Consider the following 23,574-nt stretch of genomic DNA (forward strand, 5'->3'; position numbering starts at 1 on the left):
AGCATCAGTGCCTAGATCTGGAATTGTTTCAGTTCCTGTTGCTGCTTTTCTGCCAAGCCAGACAGCTCTTGCGCCGCTGCCGCTGACTGAGTAATGCCTGTGACGTTCTCGCTGACCAGCTGATAGATGTTTGACAGGTTATTGTTGATGTCTGTTGTAACCTGTTTCTGTTCTTCTGAGGCTGTCGCTACGTGCGTGTTAATGGTGTTCAGTTCAGAGATAGACTGACTGATGTTATTTAATGAAAGGCTGACTTCTTCAGCGATAGCTTGGTTGTCTTTTAACATAGCCAGGCTAGAGTGCATGCTTTCGTTTGCTGTCCCGGATTGTTGCTGAAGTTCCTCAATGATGACCTGGATTTCTTTGGTGGATTCTTGAGTTCTGGCCGCGAGCATTCGCACTTCATCCGCCACGACTGCAAAACCACGTCCACTTGCCCCTGCACGAGCGGCTTCTATTGCGGCATTTAGTGCCAGTAAATTCGTTTGCTCAGAAATGCCTTCTATTACCTCTATAACGCGTCCAATTTGCTCTGACTGTTCTTTTAACGAAGTGACAACTACTGCTGCAGCATTGAGTTGTTCAGCCATTTTTGCGCTTGCACGCGTGCTCTCTTCGAACATGTTTAAGCTTTCTGTGGCAAGCTGTCGAGCTTCTGTTGACGCGGTGTCAGCCGACTGGGCATTGTTGGATACTTCAGTCGCCGCCGATTCCAATTGGTTAATCGCTGAGGCTACTTGTTCGACTTCCTGCTTTTCATGATCGGAATTGACACTGCTTTGTGTCATGACCGTGGCTAACTCGGTAGATGCGGAAGCGACATCTTCGCTGATACGCACTAGTGATCTGACCGTGTTACGCAGCTGTTCGATAGTCTGATTCACATCTTGAGCAAGCTGGGATACTTCGTTGTTGCCAATTTCCTCAGCGTTTACGAGCAGGTTGCCTTTTGCTACTTCACGCATCGTGTTTTGCAAGTTGCGAATTGGTGTCACAATATAGTTGGCTAAGATCCAGCTAATCAGAGATGCGACTAACAGTATCAATGCGATGGAAATGGCACTTTGAGTTAAGGTGTCAGAATGCACCTTTCCGTTGGCTTGGACGTCGCTGATTACGGTCTGATTGAGCTTTTCTGAAAGGTTGTCGATGGCGTTGATCATCTCTTCACCCGCGACGCGATAATTTACCATGGCTGCTTCGAAATTCTGGTTGAACTCGGCAGTGGTGTATTGGCTCGCGTGCTTTTGGGTAAGTAATGGCGTCATAGTGAGACGTGTGAAATCCACATAATGGTTCATGGCTTCGCGCATGGCGTTCACTTCTGACTGCACTCCCGGCAGATCATTAATGGAATCTAAGAATTCACGGCTTTCAGCCTGTCGCTGCGACAACTCTTGATTAAGGGATTGAACATCTTCTGCACGAAACAGGCTGTAAATGGCTTTAATGCGCATTGCATAGGTGTTATCGACAATGGCGCTCAGGTCATCTTTATGAACGATAAGAGAGTGTGTGGACGTCGAAACCTTATTAAATGCTTGATCTAGCTTACTTATCCCGACAGTGAGTCCTACAACAAGTAAAACAACAGTAAATAAAACAGGTAAAAATACCTGTAACTTAATAGATAGCGTGCTTAGAAATTGACGCATAATTACCCTCAATCTGAATGAATTATTATGTTTTTTATTATTAGATTTGGATTCTAATTGCTATCTTTTTGAAATCAATAGGTTAGTGGTTTTTATCTATGCCTTAATGCTATAAGAAAAGTTTAAGTTAGAAATAATTATTCAATTGGTAATTAAAATGTAGGTAATTGGTAAAGATGAATCAGAGGTGCATGTAAGCGCCAGATTAATCGTTCATTTCCCCTACGAAATGGATAATCTGTCATAGAGGCTTCAATTAAGTGAAACACAACTGTCACATTTGAGTTCTAAAGTGAGCACCGTTCAAGTGAAACACAACGGCAATAAAGCCACTTTAAGGAAATTGTGATGAAAAAGACAGTAATCGGTGCAATCGCACTTCTAGGCGCAATGGCAGTGACTCCTGTTTCTGCTAAAGAAACTATCTCTGCAGTGGGTTCTAGCAGCGTAACTCCACTGATGGAAGTTTTCTCTGAAACATACATGAAGACGAACCCTGAAGTATTTATCGAAGTTCAGGGCCCTGGTTCTTCTGCTGGTGTTAAAGCAGCAAAAAATGGTTCGGCTGACCTAGGTATGTCTTCTCGTAACCTAAAAGACTCAGAAAAAGAACCAACTCTTATCGAAGAAGTTGTTGCTCGTGACGGTATCGCGGTTGTTGTTAACCCACAAAACAAGCTAGCAGGTCTAACTGCTGAGCAAGTAACTGCAATCTACAAAGGCGAAGTATCAAACTGGAAAGAAGTTGGTGGCGAAGACAAGCCAATCGTTGCAATCACTCGTGATACAGCTTCTGGTACTCGTGGTGCATTCGAAGACATCATGTCTCTAAAAATGAAAGTTTCTGGTAAGAAAGTTTCTGCTATTTCTCAACGTGCTCAAGTTGCTAACGGTAACGGCGCACTGAAAACTATGGTTGCTTCTAACCCATACGCAATCGGCTACATCTCACTAGGTACTGTAGACAACACAGTTCACGCACTAGCAATCGACAGTGTAGATGCAACAGTGGCTAACGTTAAAAACGGTTCTTACAAAGTAGCTCGCCCATTCCTTGTGCTTTACAAAGAAGGCAAACCATCTGCTGAAACGCAAAAATTCCTAGATTGGATGCTAACTGAAGATGCTCAAAAGCTAGTTGACCAAAACGGTTACATCTCAGTTCACTAATCTTATCGTGACACTTAAGTTTGCTCAGCCCACTGTTTAGGGCTGAGCCTTTTCATCCATAGCGTTCATTGGCTAACAACCAGAACCGTGAGATTTTTAAATGACCATCGCAACAAATAGTGAAAAGCTTATGAATACTGACGCTAAAGCTATCAGCAAGCCAGGCCTGCGCGAGAAACGCCGTGTAGACTGGAAAGAGCGTATCTTCCACGGCTTGTTCCTCACCAGTGCCGTTATCGGCATCGTATCATTGGCAGTAATTGCTTACTTTATTGTTCGAGAGAGTATTCCTGCATTTCAAGAAGTTGGGGTCTCGGGCATTGTTTTAGGTCAAAACTGGCTACCACCTGCACTTTACGGTGTTGCAACCATGATTGTTGCTTCCGTTGTTTCGACAGCTGGCGCAGTAATGGTTGGTGTTCCGGTTGGTGTTTTGACTGCAATCTTTATCGCTGAAATCGCGCCTAAGCGTTTAGCTGACGTCATTCGTCCGGCTGTAGAGCTGTTGGCGGGTATCCCTTCGGTGGTATATGGTTTCTTTGGTTTGGTTATCATCGTACCTTTGATCCAAAACATCTTTAACGTACCAGCAGGTAACACGATTCTTGCGGGTATCATTGTTCTTGGTGTGATGATTCTACCAACGGTAATTACCGTATCTGAAACGTCTATCCGTGCTGTACCTCGCGCTTACAAAGAGGGTTCACTGGCTCTAGGCGCATCTAAAATCTACACGATTTTCAAATTGCTCGTTCCTGCTGCTCGTTCAGGGATTATGACTGGTGTGATTCTTGGTATCGGTCGTGCTTTGGGTGAGACGATGGCAATCATCATGGTGATGGGTAACGCACCGGCAATGCCAGAAGGCATTCTGGACTCTGCACGTACGCTAACCGCGAACATTGCTATTGAGATGTCTTACGCAAGTGGTGTTCACGCGAACGCACTTTACGCTACTGGTGTGGTACTGCTGGTCTTCATCATGTCGTTGAACGCTGTACTTCTTTACCTAAACCGAGAAAAAGCGAAGTAATCGCTCGTTAAAGGTGACAATTATGGATCGCGCAAAACTAAAACAAGCTCGCCAGTTCAAAGATAACGTCTTTAACGCTTTCGTTTGGATCTCGGCAGGATTAACGGTAGGTTTTTTGTTCTGGATTATCTGGTACATCCTATCAAACGGTCTGCAACACGTAGATTGGAAATTCATTACTGATAACTACACTCGTACAGGTGATGAACACGGTATCTTCCCGATGATCGTGTCAACCATCTATATGGTTATCGCATCTATCGCTGTGGCAGCGCCACTCGGTATCATGACGGCTATCTATCTGACTGAATACGCAAAAGTCGGTAGCCGTTTAGTGAAAGTAATTCGATTCTGTACTGAATCCCTGGCAGGTATCCCGTCGATCATCTTTGGTCTGTTCGGTATGACTTTCTTCGTGGCAATTCTTGGTCTTGGTTTCTCGATTCTATCGGGTGCACTGACACTAAGTATTCTGATTCTTCCAGTTATCATCCGTACCACGGAAGAAGCACTAATGGCAGTGCCACAAACGTATCGTGAAGGCTCGTACGGCCTTGGAGCTTCTAAAATTTACACTATCTGGCGTTTGATTCTTCCGAGCGCAATGCCAGGTATCTTAACCTCGGTCATTCTTAGTATTGGTCGTGTCATTGGTGAGTCTGCTCCAGTATTCCTGACAGCAGGTATGGTGGCTCGTATTCCTGATTCTTTACTCGATTCAGGTCGTACGCTAACCGTTCACCTTTACAAACTCACTACCGAACTGTTTACCGTTGAGGAATGGAATCAGGCTTACGGTACGGCAACGGTGCTTATTGTGGTTGTTCTTTTGATCAACATGGTGACTAAACTGATTGCAAGACGTTTTAACACTGCAACTTACTAACAAAACAAATTAAGAACGCACGTTAAAAGACACGAATTTAAGATTTAAGAGATTAAGAACATGAACAAGTTTGATATTGAAAACCTAGACCTATTTTACGGTGAAAACCAAGCACTGAAATCAATCAACCTGCCTATTCCAGTTCGTCAGGTAACGGCACTAATCGGCCCGTCAGGTTGTGGTAAGTCAACACTTCTGCGTTGTTTGAACCGTATGAACGACCTGATTGAAGGCGTAACCATTACTGGTAAGCTGGCGATGGATGGTGAAGACATCTACGGCAATATTGATGTCGCGGATCTTCGTATTAAAGTCGGTATGGTATTCCAGAAGCCAAATCCATTCCCAATGAGCATTTACGAGAACGTGGCTTATGGCTTACGTGCTCAAGGTGTTAAAGACAAAAAGTACATTGATGAAGTGGTTGAGCGTTCACTGCGTGGCGCAGCACTTTGGGATGAAGTGAAAGATCGTCTTAAGTCGCACGCTTTTGGTCTTTCTGGTGGTCAGCAGCAGCGTTTGTGTATCGCACGTACGATCGCTATGGAACCCGATGTAATCCTAATGGACGAGCCAACGTCGGCGCTTGATCCAATTGCAACGCACAAAATCGAAGAATTGATGGAAGAGCTGAAGAAGAACTACACCATCGTTATCGTGACTCACTCAATGCAACAGGCGCGTCGTATTTCTGACCGCACTGCGTTCTTCCTGATGGGAGAACTGGTTGAGCACAACGATACGCAAGTGATCTTCAGCAGCCCACAAGATGACCGAACTCAAGGTTACGTAAACGGTGACTTCGGTTAATCAACAATATTTATTGGCATAAATACATAACTATAAGCGATGGTAACTTTGCCCCTCTATATGAGGGGCTTTTTTTTATAGCTTTTCAAGCTCAGGGCTAGATTGAGTTTTTTTCGCCTTTGACAGCTTATTAATATTGTCGAGTAAAGAATCTGAATTCCAAGGTTGCTGCTCGGCACTGAAGCGGGCTTGATTCATCACTTCTAGATCGTGCTTCACTGCTTCCACGACTTCTGAATTCAACGATTCACGGTTTGCATCTAAATATTCGTTAATGGCTCTTTCGATTTTGGCGGCATCGCCTTGCTTGATAACAGCCTTAAGCCCGTCAACGTTCAGTGGAGTTTGAGAATTTATCTCTTGATTTTTACTTTCGTGAGGACGCTTTTTCCAAACCACAACCGTGATGATAGATGTTATTACCCACAGTCCTGCAAAGACAAAAGTGAGCACTCGCCATAGTTCACTCACGCCACCTTGAGCAGCAGGAGTCGCTGTCGTTACTGGCGTTTGTGGCAGAGTTGTTTCTGGCAGGGTAATCAAGCCCATATCACTTTGCTCTACATCCAGTTCAATGGCTTCTATCGTCGCCTTTTTGGCTTCGTCCTGAATGCTGTTCCACCAGTTTAGTGTATAACCGGGCAGGGAATAAGTGCCTACTTCCGTTGGTATGATCACTTGTTTCACCGTCATGACCAGAGTGCCATCTCGCGTCGTTACAAACTGCGGTTGTTCTGGATACACACGCAGTGACGTTGGGTAATCCATATCAATTCGAGGTAAGAACTCTGCTTGGGTTCCACGCGCCTTGATTTGAATAGTGCGAGTGATGGAAGAGCCTTGCTTTACTTTATTCAGTTCATTTGGCGATAACTTGTTACCCTCGTCGTCTTGCCAACTTTGCGTCATCTCTAACGCTGAGGCTGGCAACCATTTCCCCTGAAACTCCGCAGGAATGGCTTTGACCGTAATCGGCATTTGTTCAATGTTGGTTTTGATTGGCATGACCTTGGTCGAACCCGTCAGGCTATCACCGTAAATGTACGAACCTGTCAGCTGTGGACCATTTAACGTGTAAGTGCCGGCAGTATCCGCGGTCAAACGAAAAGATTGCTCTACAACCGTCACTTCAAGCCCATCCATGACTTGCTGACCTTGTTGTATTTCTCCAACGGGTTCGAGTTTCATCCCGTCAATGCTAGGTGGAATGATCTTAGGGTTGTCCAAGCGACGAGTATCCGCTTTGATAATGAGCCGCATACGTAAGTTCGCCGATTGCTGCGGGTATAAAGTATGGTTGTCGACGCTCATTGAGAAGCTGAACAGATCGTCGAGATCAGGTTCCGTTTGACTCGCGGTTACTCGCAATTTAATTGGTTCAGTACTCATTCCGTCCACGGTAAAGCTAGGAATGGTTAACACTCCTTCTTTCATCGGAGCGATAGAGATGCTCCACTCGGTACGTAAATATTTACGACCATTAATATTATTGCTGGAGCGGCCGTAGCGAGGTTGCCCTAAGAAAAAGTCTTTATCTAATACACTGAAATCGATCGCGTCGGAACTCAACTCCGTGTCAGCCATGATTCTCAGGTTGATGACTTCGTTTTTCACGGCTTGAGTTTTGTTGACACTCGCTTCGAGACTTTGAGCCATTGCCGAAATACTCGATAACACGCTGGTCAAAAAAATAAAAACCAGCATTACGCCTTTTTTCATCACAGGCTTACCACTCCTTTTGCGATTGTTGCGGACGTTGTTTTTGCTGCGCTTGCAGCTGCATTTGTGCACGAATCAGAAAGCTTGGATCGCGCGCGCTTTCTACTGCCTCCAGGCGGCGGAATTCAGGATCATCCTGCTGTGATTGGTCTGGTTGAGCCTGAACCTTCATCGGCTGACCGTCTTGCTCAGACGTATTGTCGTCTTTTTGATGGTTGATTTTTGACTCTTTTTGTTGGTTTTCCTTTTTATTTTCAGTGTCTTGACGATTTTGTGACTGTTGTCCTTGCTCCTGAACCTGATCATTTTGAGACTGTTGCTGCTGTTGCTGCTGTTGCTGCTGTTGCTGCTGTTGCTGCTGTTGCTGCTGTTGCTGCTGTTGCTGCTGTTGCTGCTGTTGCTGCTGTTGCTGCTGTTGCTGCTGTTGCTGCTGTTGCTGCTGTTGCTGCTGTTGCTGCTGTTGCTGCTGTTGCTGCTGTTGCTGCTGTTGCTGCTGTTGCTGCTGTTGCTGCTGTTGCTGCTGTTGCTGCTGTTGCTGCTGTTGCTGCTGTTGCTGCTGTTGCTGCTGTTGCTGCTGTTGCTGCTGTTGCTGCTGTTGCTGCTGTTGCTGCTGTTGCTGCTGTTGCTGCTGTTGCTGCTGTTGCTGCTGTTGCTTCAATTTCTCCTCTACTACCGAGAGGTTTTTCTTCGCTGAGTCGAAATCGGGTTTTTCTTTGAGCAATTCTTTGTATAGGTCCGCAGCTTCTTCGAGCTGACCATTTTGCGCCAGAGCATTCGCGAGGTTATAACGCCCTTCAAATGATGGATTGTCAGAAAACGCTTTGATTGCCATTTCATAATCTCCGCTTTGGTAACTCGCTGCACCTTTCCAATTTGGATCGGTAAACACGCTTTTGGCTTTTTCAAATTCGCCTTTTTGATAGAGCTCGGCGCCTTGCTGGTTTTCATTTAAGAATGGGTTTGCTTCAACCTTAGCAGTCCAGGTCAATGGCGTAAGTCCGGCGATAAATAGCCAAATGACGCCGCGACGGAAAAGCAAAGCAGCAGGAAGTAACAGCAACGGCAATAACCAAAAACCATTATTCATTCTCGATCCAGTTTGCACCTCGTCGTTTTGTTTCGCGGCAAAGCTATTGCCCATTTGATTGGTAAAATCAGCAATAGTTTCGACATCCCGGTTGTTATATTGAATCGGAATAAATAGTCCACCAGTTTGATTGGCGAGCGTCTGCAGGTTTTTTAAATTTGTTTTTGCGACTACCGTTGTCCCTTGGCTATTCTTGAGCAGGGGGCCATTTGGCAGCGCAATTGGCGCACCATTTGCTGTGCCTATTGCAAGGACAGATACACGGAATTTTTTACCTTTTAGCAGGTTAAGTGAGTTGGTTAGTTCAGCATCGTCAAGATCGTCGGCTAATACAATAATGTCACCTTGATTGGTTCCTGCTTGCGAAAACTGATTTAACGCCAACTGAATTGCAGATGGCAGGTTAGCCCCTTGAAAAGGCATCAAGTCAGGGGATAAATTCTCGATAATGCCAGCTAACGTGTTTGAGTCGGTTGTGAGCGGGCTCAAGCTGTACGCATCGCCAGCGTAGGCGACAAGCCCAGTTGCACCTTCTTTCCAGTTAGGCAGTAAGTCTAGAGCTTTATAGCGAGTTTGCGCTAATCGGTCTGGTTTGATATCCGTCGCATACATGGATCGCGACATATCGAGAACCAAAATGCGGTTTTGACTCAATTTAAAGCTTGGGCGTTCATTCGATTGCCAGCTTGGGCCTGCCAGTGCAATACAAGCTAAGGCCCAGGTGACTCCCCAAACGGTAAAGGTGTGCTTTGATTGCACAGCGTTTCCCAACACTTTCGCTAAATGAGGAGCAATAAGCGTTGTTCTTTTGTCCGTCAATTTTTTATTTAGCGTGAGCGCGATGGGGATCGCGATCAGTCCAGTCAGCCAAAGTGGGTGGAGGAAAATAAACTCAGCCATGTTTTCTCCTTAGCAAGAATAACAACACAGATAGTCCCAATGCTGCGCTCAGTGGGTAGCGGAACCATTCGGATTGAGGACGCCACGTTTGTGTGTCGCTGGAGACAGGTTCTAATTGGTTAATGGTTTCGTAGATGTTTTCTAGCTGTTCTGTATCTCTTGCGCGGAAATATTGACCACCCGTGACTTCGGCAATTCGGGTCAGGGTCTTTTCATCGAGATCGGCTGCGGTATCGACTTTTCGAGTCATAAAAAACTCTTTGACCATCATTTCACCCGCACCCACGCCCACGGTATAAATCGTCGCGTTGTATTTCTTGGCGATTTCCGCCGCCTCAATAGGGTCTAATACGCCTGCGGTATTTCCGCCGTCACTGAGCAAAACCATCACGCGCTGAGGTGCGTTACTATCGACAAATGTTTTGGTCCCTAAACCAATGCCGTCACCCATTGCGGTGCTTTGCCCAACTAATCCAATAACGGTTTGGTTGATTTGTTGTATGACTGCTTGTCGATCTGCGGTAAGGGGTGTTTGTAAATAGGCATGATCGCCAAACAATACAACACCTAAGCGATCGCCTTTACGCTTCGCGACGAAATCAGATAAGACTTTTTTTACAGCGGTAAGCCGGTCGGTAAACTCACCGTCCAAATTCATGTCTTCTTTTTGCATTGAACCTGAAAGGTCAACGACCAACATTAAGTCTCGATATTTCGGTTGAAACTCTATTGGATCGCCAAACCAAACTGGTCGTGTACAGGCAATGATTAGTAACGTCCATATAGCAATGGACAAGGTTTTTTGCAGCTTTTGTTTCGGCTTGTTGCTGTGTGTATTGTCTGGTAAATAAGCCAGTTTAATCTCAGCTTGCTGGCTTTCTCGTGGTAACAGCTTGTAAACAAGCAAAGGTAGGGGCAGTAAAATCAGTGCCCACCACCAGACAAATTCAATATTCAACCATTGGCTAAGGCCGGTTGCTAAGGTTTGCTCAGTCACGGGTGTTGGCCTTTTTCTTCGGTGGCAAAGCGTGGCTGACCCAGAAAACACAGTCTTCAATTAAATCCTGGTGCTCTCCCTGAGGGGATTTCTGATATAAGGCGGCCTGCCACTGTTGTTGTTTATCTAAGAATCGACTCTCTTCAGTATGGTTATCCAGAAATTCATACCAAGCAGCGCCAGTGAGCGGTGCAATATCTTCGCGTGGAAAGTAACTCAACGCTGCCTGACGTAAGATCTCTAAAGCAGAAGAAGGGGTATGAGGCGTGACTGAGTTTGTCAGAAGCTTCAGTGCTGTTCGTTTAGCGAGCAGACGCTTAGTACGCCATTTGAAATAGAGATATACGCCCAAAATCGTTAACACAATACCTGTCATCAGTGCCCACCACCCCCAAGCGAGTGGCAACCAATCCGGAGCATTAGGTAAAATTAAAGGTTCTAGGTTTAAGCTTTGGTTATTTGTTGTCATTGTTATTACTGCTATTAGAAGAAGGCTGCTAGCTTAGTTGCTGGATTAATGGAGAGCCACTAGAGAGGCTGTTAAATGGAATCGCCATCGAATGGCATAGTTGTTTGATGGATTCCTGATGAGCGGTAAAGTACGATTCAAGCTCACTTCTCTCTCCTTTGGAGCCAAAGTTGAACCACTGACTACGACGACCATCAGAGGCTTTTACTTGTCCTCGGAAGTCCGTCTCTCCCTTTTCTAATGGGTCAAAAAACTGAATGGCTCGAACAGAGTTGTGTTGTTTCAGCCGACGCAATTGAGTCAGTTCTTTTTCACCCGTTTGTGAGAAATCACTCAGCAAAATTAGCTCACTGCCTTTAGGTGTGAGCGTGTGGAGTGTTTCGAATACTTGTGAATAAGGCATCGAACGGCTTCCATTTTCTTCTAAGAGCGACAGCTGTTCATTATGTATGTTTAGAATGGCATGAAGGATCCGCAAGCCCTGTTTTTGTAGGGAAGACGGACGAAACTCCAGGCATTGATGCCCGTCATCAATGACAGCCCCAATACGGTCTTTCTTCGCCAGCGTTAGCCAGATTAATACACTGGCAAAATGGGCCAGTTGAACGGACTTCAGTACATACTTTGAGCCAAAGTAAAGGCTTGAGCTCAAGTCGATGTATAAAATCACCGCTTGCTCTTTGTCTTCGGCGAACAATTTAGTGTGCGCTTTGCCCGTGCGTGCGGTGACGCGCCAATCAATACTGCGAATGTCATCTCCGGCCTGATATTGGCGTACTTCCATAAAGTCCATACCACGACCTTTCTGCCGACTGGTATGGCTACCGCTCATCTGGGACCAAATACTTTGCGCTGGTGGTAACCATAGGATCGATTGGGTCCGATGATGCAGCAGTTCTTCTAAGGTTAATGTCACTCCATTCGCATGGGGTGGCAATGGCTCTTTTGCTGACATATTACTCACCCAACTTTATGCGCTGCCAACAAGGTTAAGTAGCTTATCAATGACCTGATTGGCACTGATGCCTTCGGCTTGTGCGTGGTAGCTCAGTAGCAAACGGTGACGCAGCACTGGGTATGCCATCGTTTGTACGTCTTCGGGAGAAACAAAGTCTCGTCCTTTTAACCATGCATGAGCACGAGCACATCGGTCTAACGCAATCGTCGCTCGGGGGCTGACACCCATCGCTAACCACTTATCCAGTTCGCTGTCATACTCGCTGGCTTGACGTGTCGCCATCACCAGACGCACGATGTATTGCTCGATGGTTTCTGCCATATGAATATCGAGCACCTCTTTACGCGCGGTGAAGATATCTTGTTGGCTGATACTTGGACGTTCGATTGCGGCTTCGCCTTTTGCTTCCCCACGGTTGATACGCAATATTGCCAGTTCGTGTTCGGCATCCGGATAATTCACTTCCAGATGCAATAAGAATCGGTCTAACTGGGCTTCCGGAAGTGGGTAAGTCCCTTCTTGTTCGATCGGGTTCTGCGTTGCCATGACTAAGAATAGTTCAGGCAAAGCATAGGTGTGGCGCCCGGCGGTTACTTGTTTCTCGGCCATGGCTTCAAGCATGGCGGCCTGAACTTTTGCGGGCGCACGGTTAATCTCGTCGGCCAGAATGAGTGAGTTGAAGATAGGACCAGACTGAAACGTAAATTCTCCAGTTTCTGGTCGGAAGATATCAGTGCCGGTTAAATCGGCAGGCAACAAATCTGGGGTGAACTGAATACGGTGGAAATCACCTTCTACGCAGTCGGACAATGATTTGACTGCTCGGGTTTTTGCTAGCCCTGGAGGCCCTTCAACCAAAATGTGCCCGTCAGCGAGCAGGGCAATCAACAGCTGTTTAACCAAGTCCTGTTGGCCAATGATTTGAGACTCGAGGTATCGTTGAAGCGTTTCGAAGTTAGATTTATGCATGTTGTGGACTCTCGATATCCATTTGAGTTGATTATCAGTATTGGTCATTTACTTTGTAGAAAAAGTTCCCAGTAAGACCTTGAAACTTATCTTTTCAATATTGGGTCATTGACAAGTATTACAAGCTTTAAGCTGGGTTAGCCGTGCAGAGGAATGGCGGTAATGAGATGCTTGGTAGCGTGAAGCCGTAGACTTAGATAGAATAAAGACAGTTAATAGTTCAATGAATATATTTAGGTAAGTACTATGAATGATTTCGAACAAGAGCTAGAGCAAATGTCTCAAGAGGTCTCTCAGGAAGAAGAAGTGAAGCTACCTTCGCTGGAAGAGCAGAAGGCGATTGCAGCTGAGCTTAAGAAGCTGGAAGCGGAAGGCAAACTGACTCCTGAGATTCTAGAGCAGTATTTCGGCAAGTTTAACCAAAAGAATGCCGTGCCAATTCACTAAATTCTCTAGGAAAAGGGAGTGTTTACTCCCTTTTTCATGCTTACCCGTCAATTTGCAACTAAAACCATTCTATATCAATATGTTAGGTGGCTCGTATTAGTCATTTTCATACTTGACATTGTTGACGCTCTAACCAAATCTATTGTGTAGTTCAATCTATACGGCTAGAGGAATGTTTAGGGAATGGAGTATCACACTACAGGGGATATCATTTTAATTACTGAGAGAAGTCTACAATCATCGCTGTTGAAGGATGTGTTGGAAACGGAACTTGGTATAAGCGTTATTTTGATAATTCCAGAAAACCTTACCAGCCGATCTCTTAAAGGTCTGCCCATTTCAGCCATTATTTTAGACTTTAGTATTCTGACAGAAGAAACGTTATCGCTATATCGAGACTTCAAAGAGTCACAACTTAAGAGTGTCCAGGAAATCCTGATTAACTGTGACAGAGCCATCTCTACAGAAGATCTCTTCATCTGGAATACGTTAGTCGGCATTTTTTATACTTCAGATGACGTCCAAACTCTGCAAGTCGGTATAGATAAGATCTTGCAAGGTGACATGTGGTTTAGCCGCAAGTTTTCCCAGCAGTACATTACTCACCTTCGTCAGAACAGCAAGCCAGTATACAAGCATGCCCCAAGCATTTTAACGAGAAGAGAGATGCAAATAATCACTTTTCTTGCAATGGGAGCATCGAATCAAGAAATCGCGGAACAATTGTTTGTGAGCGAAAATACAGTGAAGACTCATTTACACAACATCTTTAAGAAGATTGAAGTGAAAAATAGAGTTCAGGCGCTTATCTGGGCCAAAGAAAATATTTCCGAGTATTCGATGTCTGTTTAAATAGATAAAAACACCAACGTCCTAATTTAGTGATGACTTATATTTATTGGGCGTGATTTAAATAATGAGAAAAGTGTTTCTTTTATGAGAAACACTTTTTTTGTTTATATTTTTATTTATTTTATAATTTTAAAAAAAGAAAAATAGCCGTAATCTATCATTCTTAATACTTAGGGGTGAATTATATCGCTAGTGAGTAACTACTAATTCATAAACATTAAGTCAATGAAAGTATGAGAAACATTATGGAACAGCATATGGAAAAGCCAGAAGTCCTAATGATCACGCAGCAAAGCTTACAAAGTGAAAACTTTAAGGAAATGCTTTCTAAAAACACCGAAACAAAAATAACGATCTTAGACTCTAGAAACCCAAGTTATCATGAATGCATTCCAACTCGGTATTTTTTATTGGTGGATTTTTCGGTGGATATGAACTCCGAAACTTTAGATTACTTAAAGAGTAGTAATAAAGTGCTAGGTACAATAATGATCAACCAAGGACATGAGCTCAATATCGAAGAATTAGCGGCTTGGCCTGCGGTAAAAGGTATATTTGGACCCAGAGATTCGATGGAGAAGGTGTGCGATGGCCTTATTGCGATTATGAATGGAGATAACTGGTTACCTCGTAGGCTGCTAGAGCAAATGGTGAGATACTACAAAGAAAAAGAATTGATACCTATTGTAGAACCAGCGATAGAGGTCGAACTCACCAGACGCGAGATACAAGTTTTGACAATGTTAAAAGACGGTGGCTCAAACATGGAAATCGCTGATTCATTATTTATCAGCGAACATACCATTAAATCTCATTTATATAATATTTTTAGAAAGTTAGATGTAAAGAATAGAACTCAAGCGACAAGCTGGGCTAAAAGGAATCTATAGTAATATTGAATTGTAATCTGATTCAATATTAGTTTTTTCTCATACTGATTAGGTGACTGCATCTGATATTTTATTAAATTAGTATTAGATTTTAATATCACTCCTTATTCAAACTCTTAAACACATACATGCCTACTAGACTTTCGGTGTCTGGAAATAATCTAATCAGGCCGAAAACAATAGAGATAATTAATTGATGTGCTCAATTGTTTAGCCAAAGCAAAGGGAGTGAGAAAAATGACTATTTATAATGGTACACCAGGGGCAGATGAGCTCTCCGATTTTGATGGCACTTATGATCTGTTCATTGGATACGGTGGCGATGACTTTATTGTTGGCGGTGGCGGTAGCGACTTCATAATCGGTGGTGCTGGTAATGATCGCCTAATCGGCGGCGCTGGTAATGATGTTCTTAAAGCGGGTACCGGTGATGACTATCTCGGCGGTGGCTTTGGGGATGATATTCTCCTCGGGCTGCAGGGCAATAACACGCTAAATGGTAGTACCGGTAATGACGTATTAGTTGCTGGCTCTGGTGACAACTTCATGGTTGGTGGTGAAGGCAGTGACTTATTTCTATTTACCGATAAGTTTGATGGTCACGGCGAGGCAAAAATTGCCGACTTTACTATCGGTGAAGATCTGATTCGTATTAATAGCTCTACAGTGACCGATTTCGCTGATTTGACCTTTAGTTACGATGCGGCAGGTAATGCTGTCTTTACCGATGGTGCTGATTTAACCGTTAAGCTTATTGGTGTTACTGAAACAGAAATCACTACTTATGGTGCAGATTTATTTATTATCTAAACACTAAATAGGCAGTCAAGCCAGGTACTAGGCGACGTCGTCTAGTGCCTGCGTTTTTGATTAAACGGAAGTTATCGTGCAGAAAACGGTTTTCAAAGAGGTGCGACAAAAGCTGTTCGCGCTTATAGGCTTGTTGGTTGGGTTTAGCCTCTTCATCAACTTACTCATTCTTTCTATACCCTTGTACATGCTGCAAGTGTATAACCGCGTCCTCTCATCATACTCAATAGATACACTCGTTTTGCTCACCGTCATAGTGGTGGCTGCACTTTTTACGATGTCTATTGTTGATATTGCCCGAGCACAAGTAAGCAAATCTTTTGGTTACTGGATGGATACCAAACTGTCTGTGTTTATGCTCAAGCGCAGTATCCAATATCAGTCTCATACTGGCACAAGTTTTACTTCTCAAGTACTCAGAGATATTCAAAACATTAAAGGCTTTTTAAGCAGTCAAGCGCCTTACCCTCTGTTGGATGCTCCTTGGACGCCACTCTTTATCTTATTTGTTTATCTGTTACACCCTTTGTTGGGTCACATCGCACTAGTCGGGTCGATTGTGCTTTTGGGGCTGGGCATTCTCAATGAAGTTTTAGCCAGAAAAGTAATTCAAGAAAGTGAAGTGAAAGCGCTCTCTCAAATCAATGATGCCGAACTGGCAACACAAAACTCTAACTCGATCCTTGCGATGGGCATGATGAATGCGTTTTTAGAAAAATGGCAATCACGTATGACTCAGGTCAACTCGTTAGAAGAGAACGTGGCAGGAAAAACCATTTATATAAGTAACTTGTCCAAATTCGTGCGTAGCACATTACAGGTTTCGCTACTTGGTGGTGGAGCATGGCTGGTGATTCAACATGAAATTACCGCCGGAGCAATGATCGCCAGCTCTATTCTGATGAGCCGAGCGTTAGCGCCGATGGAACAAGCGATTGGCACGTGGCGGGGCGCGATGTCTGCCAGAAACTCCTATCAACGTTTAAAGGATATCGACGCTGTCATCAAGCTCGATGAGTCTGATATGCCATTACCTAAACCGCAAGGGAACTATGAACTCATCGGGCTAACTTACCGGCACTTTGGCGCAACTGAACCAGTACTTTCGGCGGTTTCATTGTCTATTCCCGCAGGTGTTTCGGTTGGTTTGATTGGTCCTTCCGGAACGGGTAAGTCGACGTTAGCGCGGTTGATGCTCGGAAACATCAAACCTTCTGCAGGCAAGGTAACGTTAGATGGTATGGAGGTATCCACCTGGGCGGCGGAAGATCGCGGTGCTCATTTCGGATACCTGGCGCAAGAAGTCGAGTTATTCACCGGGACCATCAGGGAAAATATCGCGCGTTTTAAAGATGAAGACCCAGCCAAAGTGATTCGCGCTGCACAACTGGCCGGATGCCATGAGTTGATCCTCAAAAAGAACAAAGGCTATGACTTTGTTATCGGAGAACGTGGGCGTGGTTTATCTGGAGGTGAACGTCAAAGAATAGCACTTGCTCGGGCCATATATGGTGAGCCTTCTATTGTCGTATTTGATGAAGCTAATGCGAACCTAGATGGAGAAGGCGAGGCCGCATTTCAACGACTAATAGCACATTTAAAACAGCAAGGAACGAGCATTATCGTGATCGCTCATAATGCGAGTACGCTAAGGCAGATGGATCGGCTACTTTATTTGTCGGATGGGAGAGTGAAGTTATACGGCGCTCGGGATGAAGTACTGAAACGCTTAATGGGTAAAGACAAAACGGATATACCGAGGGTGACAAATGAGCAATCAACTGCCAACAGTCAATAAACCATCCACCGACAGTGTTTATCGCTTTTCTCCCGAGCTCCAACTGAGTTTCAAAAAACCTATTCTGCTGGCGGTTATTGCCACTTGCGTTTTTTTGGGCGGTGTCGGTTTTTGGGCAGCAACAGCGAAACTGGAAAGTGCAGCCATCGCCTATGGGGATTTTTCGGTGCTGAGTAATCGACAAGCCATCCAACATTTAGAGGGCGGGATCATCGAAAAGCTGTTTGTTCAGGAAGGCGATTTGGTTCAAAAGGGTCAGCCATTGATTCAACTGTCCAAACATCAGGCAATGGCGAGATTAGACTCATTGAGCGGACAGTTTATTCACACGCTCGCTAAAGAGAATCGTCTGAGCGCAGAGTTGGATGAACTGCCTTCAATTGTATGGTCTGACGATCTTAACAATCTACCTCGAGTTGAAATCGTGCGAGAAGCACAGCTGGTGCAAAGTAAAATATTTGAAGCCAGACAGCGTTACTTTCAAAGTCAGCTAGGGATCATTGAACAAAGTATTTCCGGTGCAAATTTAGAACTGCAAAACCTTCAGCAAACTAAAGTAATTGAAAGAGAAAGATTAAACTTTATTGAAGAAGAGATTGCGAGTAATCAAGCCTTGGTACAGAAAGGCTTCTCCGGTAAGTCAACCTTGCTCCAGCTAAAGCGCCTCGCGGCCGAAGTGAGAAGTACGCTTAGTCAATTGGATCGACAGTCTCTTACGGTGAATAAACGGCTAGAAGAAAACCAATCTCAGGTTGAAGAGTTAAAATTGGAACGGCTGAATGAAGTCGTTGAAGAGTTAAGAGACACCCAGAAAGAAATTGTCAGCATTCGAGAAGAGTACCGTTCTGCTCAGGACGTGGTAACCAGAACGTCTATCAATGCACCAATTTCAGGTCGTGTGGTCAATATGCAGGTATTTACCGAAAGAGGGGTTATCGGTTCGGGAGAAACGCTGCTAGAACTGGTTCCTCAAAATGACCAATTACTGGTAGAAGCGAGAGTGAATCCGCAGGATATCGATTTAGTGAACCCAGGCCAGCAAGCTCGTATCAGAGTGACTGCATTAAATGCGAGAAACTTAGCACCTCTGGACGGAACGGTTCTGACCATCTCTGCCGACAAGCTCACACAGCAAGATCGCGAAGATTTCTATCTGGCCAGAATTGCTGTTTCTCAAGATGACGTCGCAAAATACCACTTAACCTCGGGGATGAATGCAGAAGTACTTATTCTCTCTGAGCCGCGCACACCGCTGAGTTATCTCGTTAAACCTATCACAGATAGTATGAATAGAGCATTTCGAGAAGATTAAGTACCGCAAAAGACGTTTTGACTTCAAACTGGTTAGGATTCGGCCAGTCTGTTCCGAATCCTTGCTGTTTTTGTATCATTTAGAGAGGCTGAGTCGGACAAGTTGTAGATTTTTTTGCTATTGTTGCCTGCTCCGAGAAAGATTTATCAGTAGTTCAATAGCAGGAAGTTGAGAATGGAAAAAGTGCAGTTGGTCGTCAGTTTTCTACTGGCCCATAAAATGCTGTTTACCACATTAATTCTTATTGCCGCGTGGTTAACGCGTCGGACCATTCTCTCTATGATTCGTGGTGATCACACGCTCCTTTCTGAGAAGCAGCGCAGTTGGATGTCGAGAACGAAAAATGGCACCTTTACCATCACGCTGTTGATTCTGTTCGTTCTTTGGCAGTCCGAAATCAGTGAGTTTGCATTAAGTGTGACTGCGATTGCGGTGGCGATAGTCGTGGCCTCAAAGGAGATCATTCTTTGTTTTACGGGGTCTATTCAGCGAGCCAGTTCACGCTCTTTTCGCGTGGGGGACTGGATAGAAGTCGGTAAATTATGTGGTGAAGTGATTGACCACAATATGATGGCTACCGTAATCCAAGAGATCGACCTTCATCATGGTCAGTATCATTACACCGGGAAAACGGCTACTTTACCAAACAGTATGTTTTTTACTTATCCGGTAAAGAACCTGAATTTTATGAAGCGGTATGTTTATCATAATTTCTCGGTTGTTGTGAGGGACTTTGTTAACTTATATCCACTTTTAACGCCATTAACAGAGAAAATTGACGAACATTGCAGTTACTTCAGCGACGTTGCACATCGTTATAACGCGATGATTGAAAAACACGCTGGTGTCGACCTGCCGGGCGCAGAGCCGCATATTCATATTTCTAGCAATGCGACTGGTGAGCAGATTGTTCACGTCATGATTTTTTGTCCAACGGATAAAGCGAATCACTTGGAACATTTGATTCGTCAGGACTTTATGGACCTTTATGAACAACGCTTCCCGGTAGAGATTAAATAACTTGTGTAAGATCTGTTTTACGCAAGGTTAAGAAAACAAAACCCGCTACTTTGATAGCGGGTTTTGTTTATTTAGTTGAACTTACTTTTAAGCATTAAGAATAAGAAATAAGTACTGCCTATTATCGCGACTAAAGTGCCGGCGGCGACTTGGCTAGGATAGATGGCTATCTGGCCCAGCCAATCAGCCCAAAGCATTAGTGTCGCACCAATTAAACTTCCGACCAGCAATTGCTCTTTTACCTTTCTGGCGCCCAGCATCATCGCCATGTGAGGAGCGACCAGACCAACAAAAGAAACAGGGCCGACTGTAGCCGTTGAAAATGCGCAAAGCAGGGCCACAATGGTCAGCATTATCGTATTGGCAACTGAAGGGTTAAGTCCTCTGGCATTAGAAAAGGCGCGGCCAATAGAAATGAGTGTTAACCAGCGTGAAATTGCGAATACACCGGCGAAAAGGATCATGACCGCGATGGTCAACATGACTGCCGTCTGGGAGGTAACACGATAAATCGAACCTGTTAACCACAGCAGGATCTTATAACTTTCACCAGAGCCTTGAGCCAAAGCAAATTGAACTAACGCTTCTAGCAGAGCAGAAAGCGCAATACCCGACAATACGAAGTTCGAAGGGTTAAACTGGCTTCTTTTACCAATTAGAAGCAACAACAGCAAGACCGTCAAACTGCCTAAAAAAGCCACGCCCCAGTTGAATGACGCAAGCAATGATCCGGACATCACGCCAGTGATTATGATCGCAAATGTCGCACCAGAAGAAACACCGAGAATATCTGGGCTGGCTAACGGGTTATAGACAATACGCTGTAAAATGATTCCCGCAACCGAGAGCGCGATGCCGACAGCGAGCGCAGTAATCATGCGAGGCCAGCGCAGTTGCCATTGAAACTCTCCTGGTAGTGCAACTTGAATACCATTCGCTCCATGAGTAATCAGTGAGTAGACCAGCATTCCAGCAAAGCTCATGATGATTAAGCTCGCGACCGTGACTTTTGATAGCTGCGCTTTGCCCTGACTCATCGAAAGGTTGAGCTGATCCGTTGCGGTGAGCTTTTTACGAGTAAACCAAATTAAAGCAGGTGCTCCGATTGCGGCAGCTGCAACGCCACTCGGAATTGTTTCTTCCAGCCATAAGCTTAATGAGATGGCGAGTGAATCGGTAACAAGTAACAGAGTTGCACCCAATAACAGGCTACTTATCAGTTCGTCACGAGGCGTTCTTGCGCCCATCGCACGAGCAATATTCGGGGTTAGTAAACCAATAAAGCTGATGATGCCGACAGCGGTAATGGACACTGATACGAGCCAGATTCCCATGACCATTACAGCGCCAAATGCTGGGAGTACGGCTAGCCCTCGTGCGGCAGCACCTTCCTGGCCGAGTTTTAAGAGTGTTAATATTCGCGGTGCAATCAGAACAATAATGAGTGCGATTGCAGAACGTGGCAGCAACCACTCAAACCATTCCCAACTGTATTGAGAAAGATCCCCAGCACCCCACATGAAGATATTTTGCGCGAACTGAGCATTTAGGATGATAATCGCGGTCGCGACGGATCCAAGCAGTATGTTAATAACCATGCCTGATACCACGAGCGGTAAGCCGGTCATATTTCGAATACCCGCGATAGAAATGATCAATCCAAACGCGATAAGTGCACCTGTCATTGCGGCTAAAGCGGAGTAATCTGCCACCCAATCTACAAACCAGATATTCACCACGACCAATGCTAGCCAGGCACCAGAGGAGGTGCCTAGTGTCAGAGGAGAGGTTAAGTGGTTCTGCGTTAGCTGTTGCATCAAACTGCCGGTTAGTCCAAGCATTGCACCGACGAGTAGGGTGATACATAGCCTCGGCAGTTGAGACTGAAGAAAGAAAACGTCACGAAACTCACTGGCGAGATCTGCTTGAATCAGTAGCCCCCACTGCGCGCCTAATGACAAGCTTGTGTCTAATTGCAGGCTAAAAATACTGAGCAACAGAATCAGTGCTAAGTAACCGATGTAATGTTTTATTCTCATTGTTCTGGTGCCAACTCAATTAAACTATCAGTGATGGCTTCAGCCATGTATTGTAAAGACATTGCCCCACCATATGCCCAAACGGCTCTGACTGAATTAACTCTGTGCTTTTTCACAAAAGGCATGGCTTGCCAAAGGGGGGAGTCCTTTAACTTGTCTTCTTGTGGAAACGGCTGCACATATAAGATGTAGCTGTCTTCAAGATTCTGCAGACGATTAATGCGATCTTGTTTCACGCCCCAAGCTTTAGGTGACTCATGTATCGGGTTGTTTAAGCCCAGGTGTTTAACCACGTAATCTGTGGTTGAGTTTTCCGTAGACAGAAACACCGCATTCGGCGTGGAAAAGCGCATCACGAGTACTTCAAGCGGATCGGGATAATGCTGGTGGATACGTAAACGCATTTGTTCAAACGATTGATCTAAAGCGGTTAGTTTTTCTTCGACAAGATCTTGCTTATCCAACAGTTTTCCCAACGTACGAAAATGACGGATTGCCGTTTCAGCGGCCGCTTCGTTTTCTGAAAAGTTTGGTAGATAAATCACAGGCGCTATTTGAGACAATAATGGAATGAGATCCTGCTGTGGTGACGCAGCCAAAATGACATCAGGGTTTAAGCTGGCGATTTTTTCTAAATTCGGTTCAGCGCGAGTGCCAATATCTTCAATGGTTTCTGGCGCATAGGGATTGACTACCCACTGACGATAGCCCGATAAGTTTGGTGCAGCTATCGGCTCAACGTCTAACGCAAGAACCTGCTCGAGTATATCCCAGTTTAATGCGACCACCCGTTGTGGTGTTTGCGCAAAAGAGTGACTGCCATAATCGTCACTAATGGTAATGGCAGCATGAGCTTGAGAAAGCATTCCCCCGACAATAATGGCAATGGCAGCAAGGCGCTGAAGTAAACGTCTGACTAAGCGCATACAACGGCTACCTTACGGCTGGCAAGGGTGTCTGCCGGAGTCGGATGATCGATCAGTGTGATTGGTGACTCATAGAGTTCCGACAAACGTGCTTCGTCGAGAAGCATGTCTGCTTTACCTTCAAAAGCGATTTGCCCTTTCTTTAGAGCAATGATGTGAGTGGCGTAGCGAAGCGCCAGATTCAAGTCATGCAAAATAACAATGATCCCGACATTCTCCGTCTTATTTAACTCTGACAGTAATGCCATCAACTGAAACTGATGGTGCACATCTAGCGCAGAAGTCGGTTCATCGAGAATCAAAATCGGTGATTGCTGAGCAAGCAACATGGATACCCAAGCGCGTTGACGCTCACCACCGGATAAATCATCTGCCAGAGCCTGAGCGAACGGCGTGACCCCTGTACGCCGCATCGCTTGAGAGATGATCTGTTTATCTTCCGCGTTCCAGCGACCGAGCGCCCCGCGCCATGGGAAACGCCCCAAACGAACCAATTCTTCTACCGTTAACCCTGCCGAAGCCGGAAGTTTTTGCGGCAAGTAGGCGATTTGTTTTGCCAGTTCTTTGGTTTTGAGAGATGAGAGGTTTTGACCGTTGAGCTCGACAGAGCCTTTATCTGGTGACATTTGCCCGGAAAGCAAGTTAACCAAGGTCGATTTCCCTGAGCCGTTATGCCCTAGCACCACGGTGAGTTCATTGGTTGGGATATTGAGTTGATCGATACCGAGGATTTGACGTCCACCTCGAACGATCTGAATATTAGATAGTTGAAACATGGATAGGTCTCAAGATGATACTCCCCTCATAAGAGGGGAGTTGGAAGAACA

Annotated in this window: 21 protein-coding genes; 11 read left to right on the forward strand and 10 right to left on the reverse strand. The window is 45.0% G+C overall.

The features are described from left to right. Positions 1-11: 11 nt before the first annotated feature. Positions 12-1,655: a methyl-accepting chemotaxis protein gene (locus DBX26_RS22175; RefSeq protein WP_014234913.1), complete on the reverse strand. Its 1,644-nt coding sequence runs from the start codon at positions 1,653-1,655 to the stop codon at positions 12-14. A gap of 348 nt (positions 1,656-2,003) precedes the next feature. Between DBX26_RS22175 and DBX26_RS22180 the strand changes: the two genes are divergently transcribed. From DBX26_RS22180 to pstB, 4 genes are all read left to right on the forward strand, one after another. Then, positions 2,004-2,825: a phosphate ABC transporter substrate-binding protein gene (locus DBX26_RS22180; RefSeq protein WP_014234912.1), complete on the forward strand. Its 822-nt coding sequence runs from the start codon at positions 2,004-2,006 to the stop codon at positions 2,823-2,825. 100 nt (positions 2,826-2,925) lie between these two features. Next, on the forward strand, positions 2,926-3,858 hold the full coding sequence (pstC, locus tag DBX26_RS22185) for a phosphate ABC transporter permease subunit PstC (protein WP_014234911.1): 933 nt from the start codon (positions 2,926-2,928) through the stop codon (positions 3,856-3,858). A gap of 22 nt (positions 3,859-3,880) precedes the next feature. After that, positions 3,881-4,744 (forward strand): phosphate ABC transporter permease PstA, encoded by an 864-nt coding sequence (gene pstA, locus DBX26_RS22190; protein WP_014234910.1) that lies wholly within the window; start codon positions 3,881-3,883, stop codon positions 4,742-4,744. 60 nt (positions 4,745-4,804) lie between these two features. Continuing rightward, complete coding sequence (pstB, locus tag DBX26_RS22195) at positions 4,805-5,554, forward strand: phosphate ABC transporter ATP-binding protein PstB (RefSeq protein ID WP_014234909.1); 750 nt, start codon at positions 4,805-4,807, stop codon at positions 5,552-5,554. 75 nt (positions 5,555-5,629) lie between these two features. Here the strand turns inward: pstB and DBX26_RS22200 are convergent, their stop codons facing one another. The 6 genes from DBX26_RS22200 to DBX26_RS22225 are packed head-to-tail and all read right to left on the reverse strand — an operon-like array spanning position 5,630 to position 12,653. Further along, positions 5,630-7,273: a BatD family protein gene (locus DBX26_RS22200; protein ID WP_118120910.1), complete on the reverse strand. Its 1,644-nt coding sequence runs from the start codon at positions 7,271-7,273 to the stop codon at positions 5,630-5,632. Between the two features lie 7 nt (positions 7,274-7,280). Further along, positions 7,281-9,260: a VWA domain-containing protein gene (locus DBX26_RS22205; protein WP_118120911.1), complete on the reverse strand. Its 1,980-nt coding sequence runs from the start codon at positions 9,258-9,260 to the stop codon at positions 7,281-7,283. After that, positions 9,253-10,257 carry a VWA domain-containing protein gene (locus DBX26_RS22210; RefSeq protein ID WP_118120912.1) on the reverse strand — a complete coding sequence of 335 codons (1,005 nt, stop codon included), beginning with the start codon at positions 10,255-10,257 and terminating at the stop codon, positions 9,253-9,255. Before DBX26_RS22210 ends, DBX26_RS22205 begins: the two co-directional genes overlap by 8 nt. Beyond that, positions 10,250-10,726: a DUF4381 domain-containing protein gene (locus DBX26_RS22215; RefSeq protein ID WP_065301545.1), complete on the reverse strand. Its 477-nt coding sequence runs from the start codon at positions 10,724-10,726 to the stop codon at positions 10,250-10,252. The genes DBX26_RS22210 and DBX26_RS22215 overlap by 8 nt, the downstream gene beginning before the upstream one ends. A 28-nt stretch (positions 10,727-10,754) precedes the next feature. Further along, positions 10,755-11,681 (reverse strand): DUF58 domain-containing protein, encoded by a 927-nt coding sequence (locus DBX26_RS22220; protein WP_118120913.1) that lies wholly within the window; start codon positions 11,679-11,681, stop codon positions 10,755-10,757. 15 nt (positions 11,682-11,696) lie between these two features. Continuing rightward, the gene (locus DBX26_RS22225) at positions 11,697-12,653 is read right to left on the reverse strand and encodes a MoxR family ATPase (RefSeq protein ID WP_014234903.1); all 957 of its coding nucleotides are present in this window, start codon (positions 12,651-12,653) and stop codon (positions 11,697-11,699) included. 246 nt (positions 12,654-12,899) lie between these two features. On the opposite strand from DBX26_RS22225, the gene DBX26_RS22230 reads away from it, so the two are divergent. The 7 genes from DBX26_RS22230 to DBX26_RS22260 all read left to right on the forward strand — a co-directional run bounded on the left by DBX26_RS22230 (position 12,900) and on the right by DBX26_RS22260 (position 19,782). After that, a complete protein-coding gene (locus tag DBX26_RS22230; RefSeq protein WP_014234902.1) occupies positions 12,900-13,100 on the forward strand; it encodes a chromosome segregation ATPase in 201 nt (66 codons plus the stop codon). A 183-nt stretch (positions 13,101-13,283) separates the two neighbouring features. Continuing rightward, on the forward strand, positions 13,284-13,952 hold the full coding sequence (locus DBX26_RS22235) for a LuxR C-terminal-related transcriptional regulator (RefSeq protein WP_118120914.1): 669 nt from the start codon (positions 13,284-13,286) through the stop codon (positions 13,950-13,952). A 233-nt stretch (positions 13,953-14,185) separates the two neighbouring features. Continuing rightward, positions 14,186-14,842, forward strand: coding sequence for a LuxR C-terminal-related transcriptional regulator (locus tag DBX26_RS22240; RefSeq protein ID WP_041170441.1), 657 nt, complete (start codon positions 14,186-14,188; stop codon positions 14,840-14,842). Between the two features lie 237 nt (positions 14,843-15,079). Next, positions 15,080-15,652 (forward strand): calcium-binding protein, encoded by a 573-nt coding sequence (locus DBX26_RS22245; RefSeq protein ID WP_118120915.1) that lies wholly within the window; start codon positions 15,080-15,082, stop codon positions 15,650-15,652. A gap of 76 nt (positions 15,653-15,728) precedes the next feature. Beyond that, positions 15,729-17,450, forward strand: coding sequence for a type I secretion system permease/ATPase (locus DBX26_RS22250; RefSeq protein ID WP_118120916.1), 1,722 nt, complete (start codon positions 15,729-15,731; stop codon positions 17,448-17,450). Next, entirely contained in the window at positions 17,422-18,762 is a 1,341-nt protein-coding gene (locus tag DBX26_RS22255; protein WP_081281078.1) for an HlyD family type I secretion periplasmic adaptor subunit, read from the forward strand. The genes DBX26_RS22250 and DBX26_RS22255 overlap by 29 nt, the downstream gene beginning before the upstream one ends. A 174-nt stretch (positions 18,763-18,936) precedes the next feature. After that, positions 18,937-19,782: a mechanosensitive ion channel family protein gene (locus DBX26_RS22260; protein ID WP_065298128.1), complete on the forward strand. Its 846-nt coding sequence runs from the start codon at positions 18,937-18,939 to the stop codon at positions 19,780-19,782. 71 nt (positions 19,783-19,853) lie between these two features. Here the strand turns inward: DBX26_RS22260 and fhuB are convergent, their stop codons facing one another. From fhuB to DBX26_RS22275, 3 genes are read right to left on the reverse strand one after another with little or no spacing between them, the layout of a single operon-like run. Then, positions 19,854-21,821: a Fe(3+)-hydroxamate ABC transporter permease FhuB gene (fhuB, locus tag DBX26_RS22265; RefSeq protein WP_118120917.1), complete on the reverse strand. Its 1,968-nt coding sequence runs from the start codon at positions 21,819-21,821 to the stop codon at positions 19,854-19,856. Next, entirely contained in the window at positions 21,818-22,747 is a 930-nt protein-coding gene (locus tag DBX26_RS22270) for an iron-siderophore ABC transporter substrate-binding protein (RefSeq protein WP_118120918.1), read from the reverse strand. The genes fhuB and DBX26_RS22270 overlap by 4 nt, the downstream gene beginning before the upstream one ends. Continuing rightward, entirely contained in the window at positions 22,738-23,523 is a 786-nt protein-coding gene (locus tag DBX26_RS22275) for an ABC transporter ATP-binding protein (protein ID WP_118120919.1), read from the reverse strand. Before DBX26_RS22275 ends, DBX26_RS22270 begins: the two co-directional genes overlap by 10 nt. Between the last annotated feature and the right edge of the window lie 51 nt (positions 23,524-23,574).

It is taken from the genome of Vibrio sp. dhg (genome assembly GCF_003443775.1).
In the GTDB taxonomy this organism is placed as follows: Bacteria; Pseudomonadota; Gammaproteobacteria; order Enterobacterales; family Vibrionaceae; genus Vibrio; species Vibrio natriegens.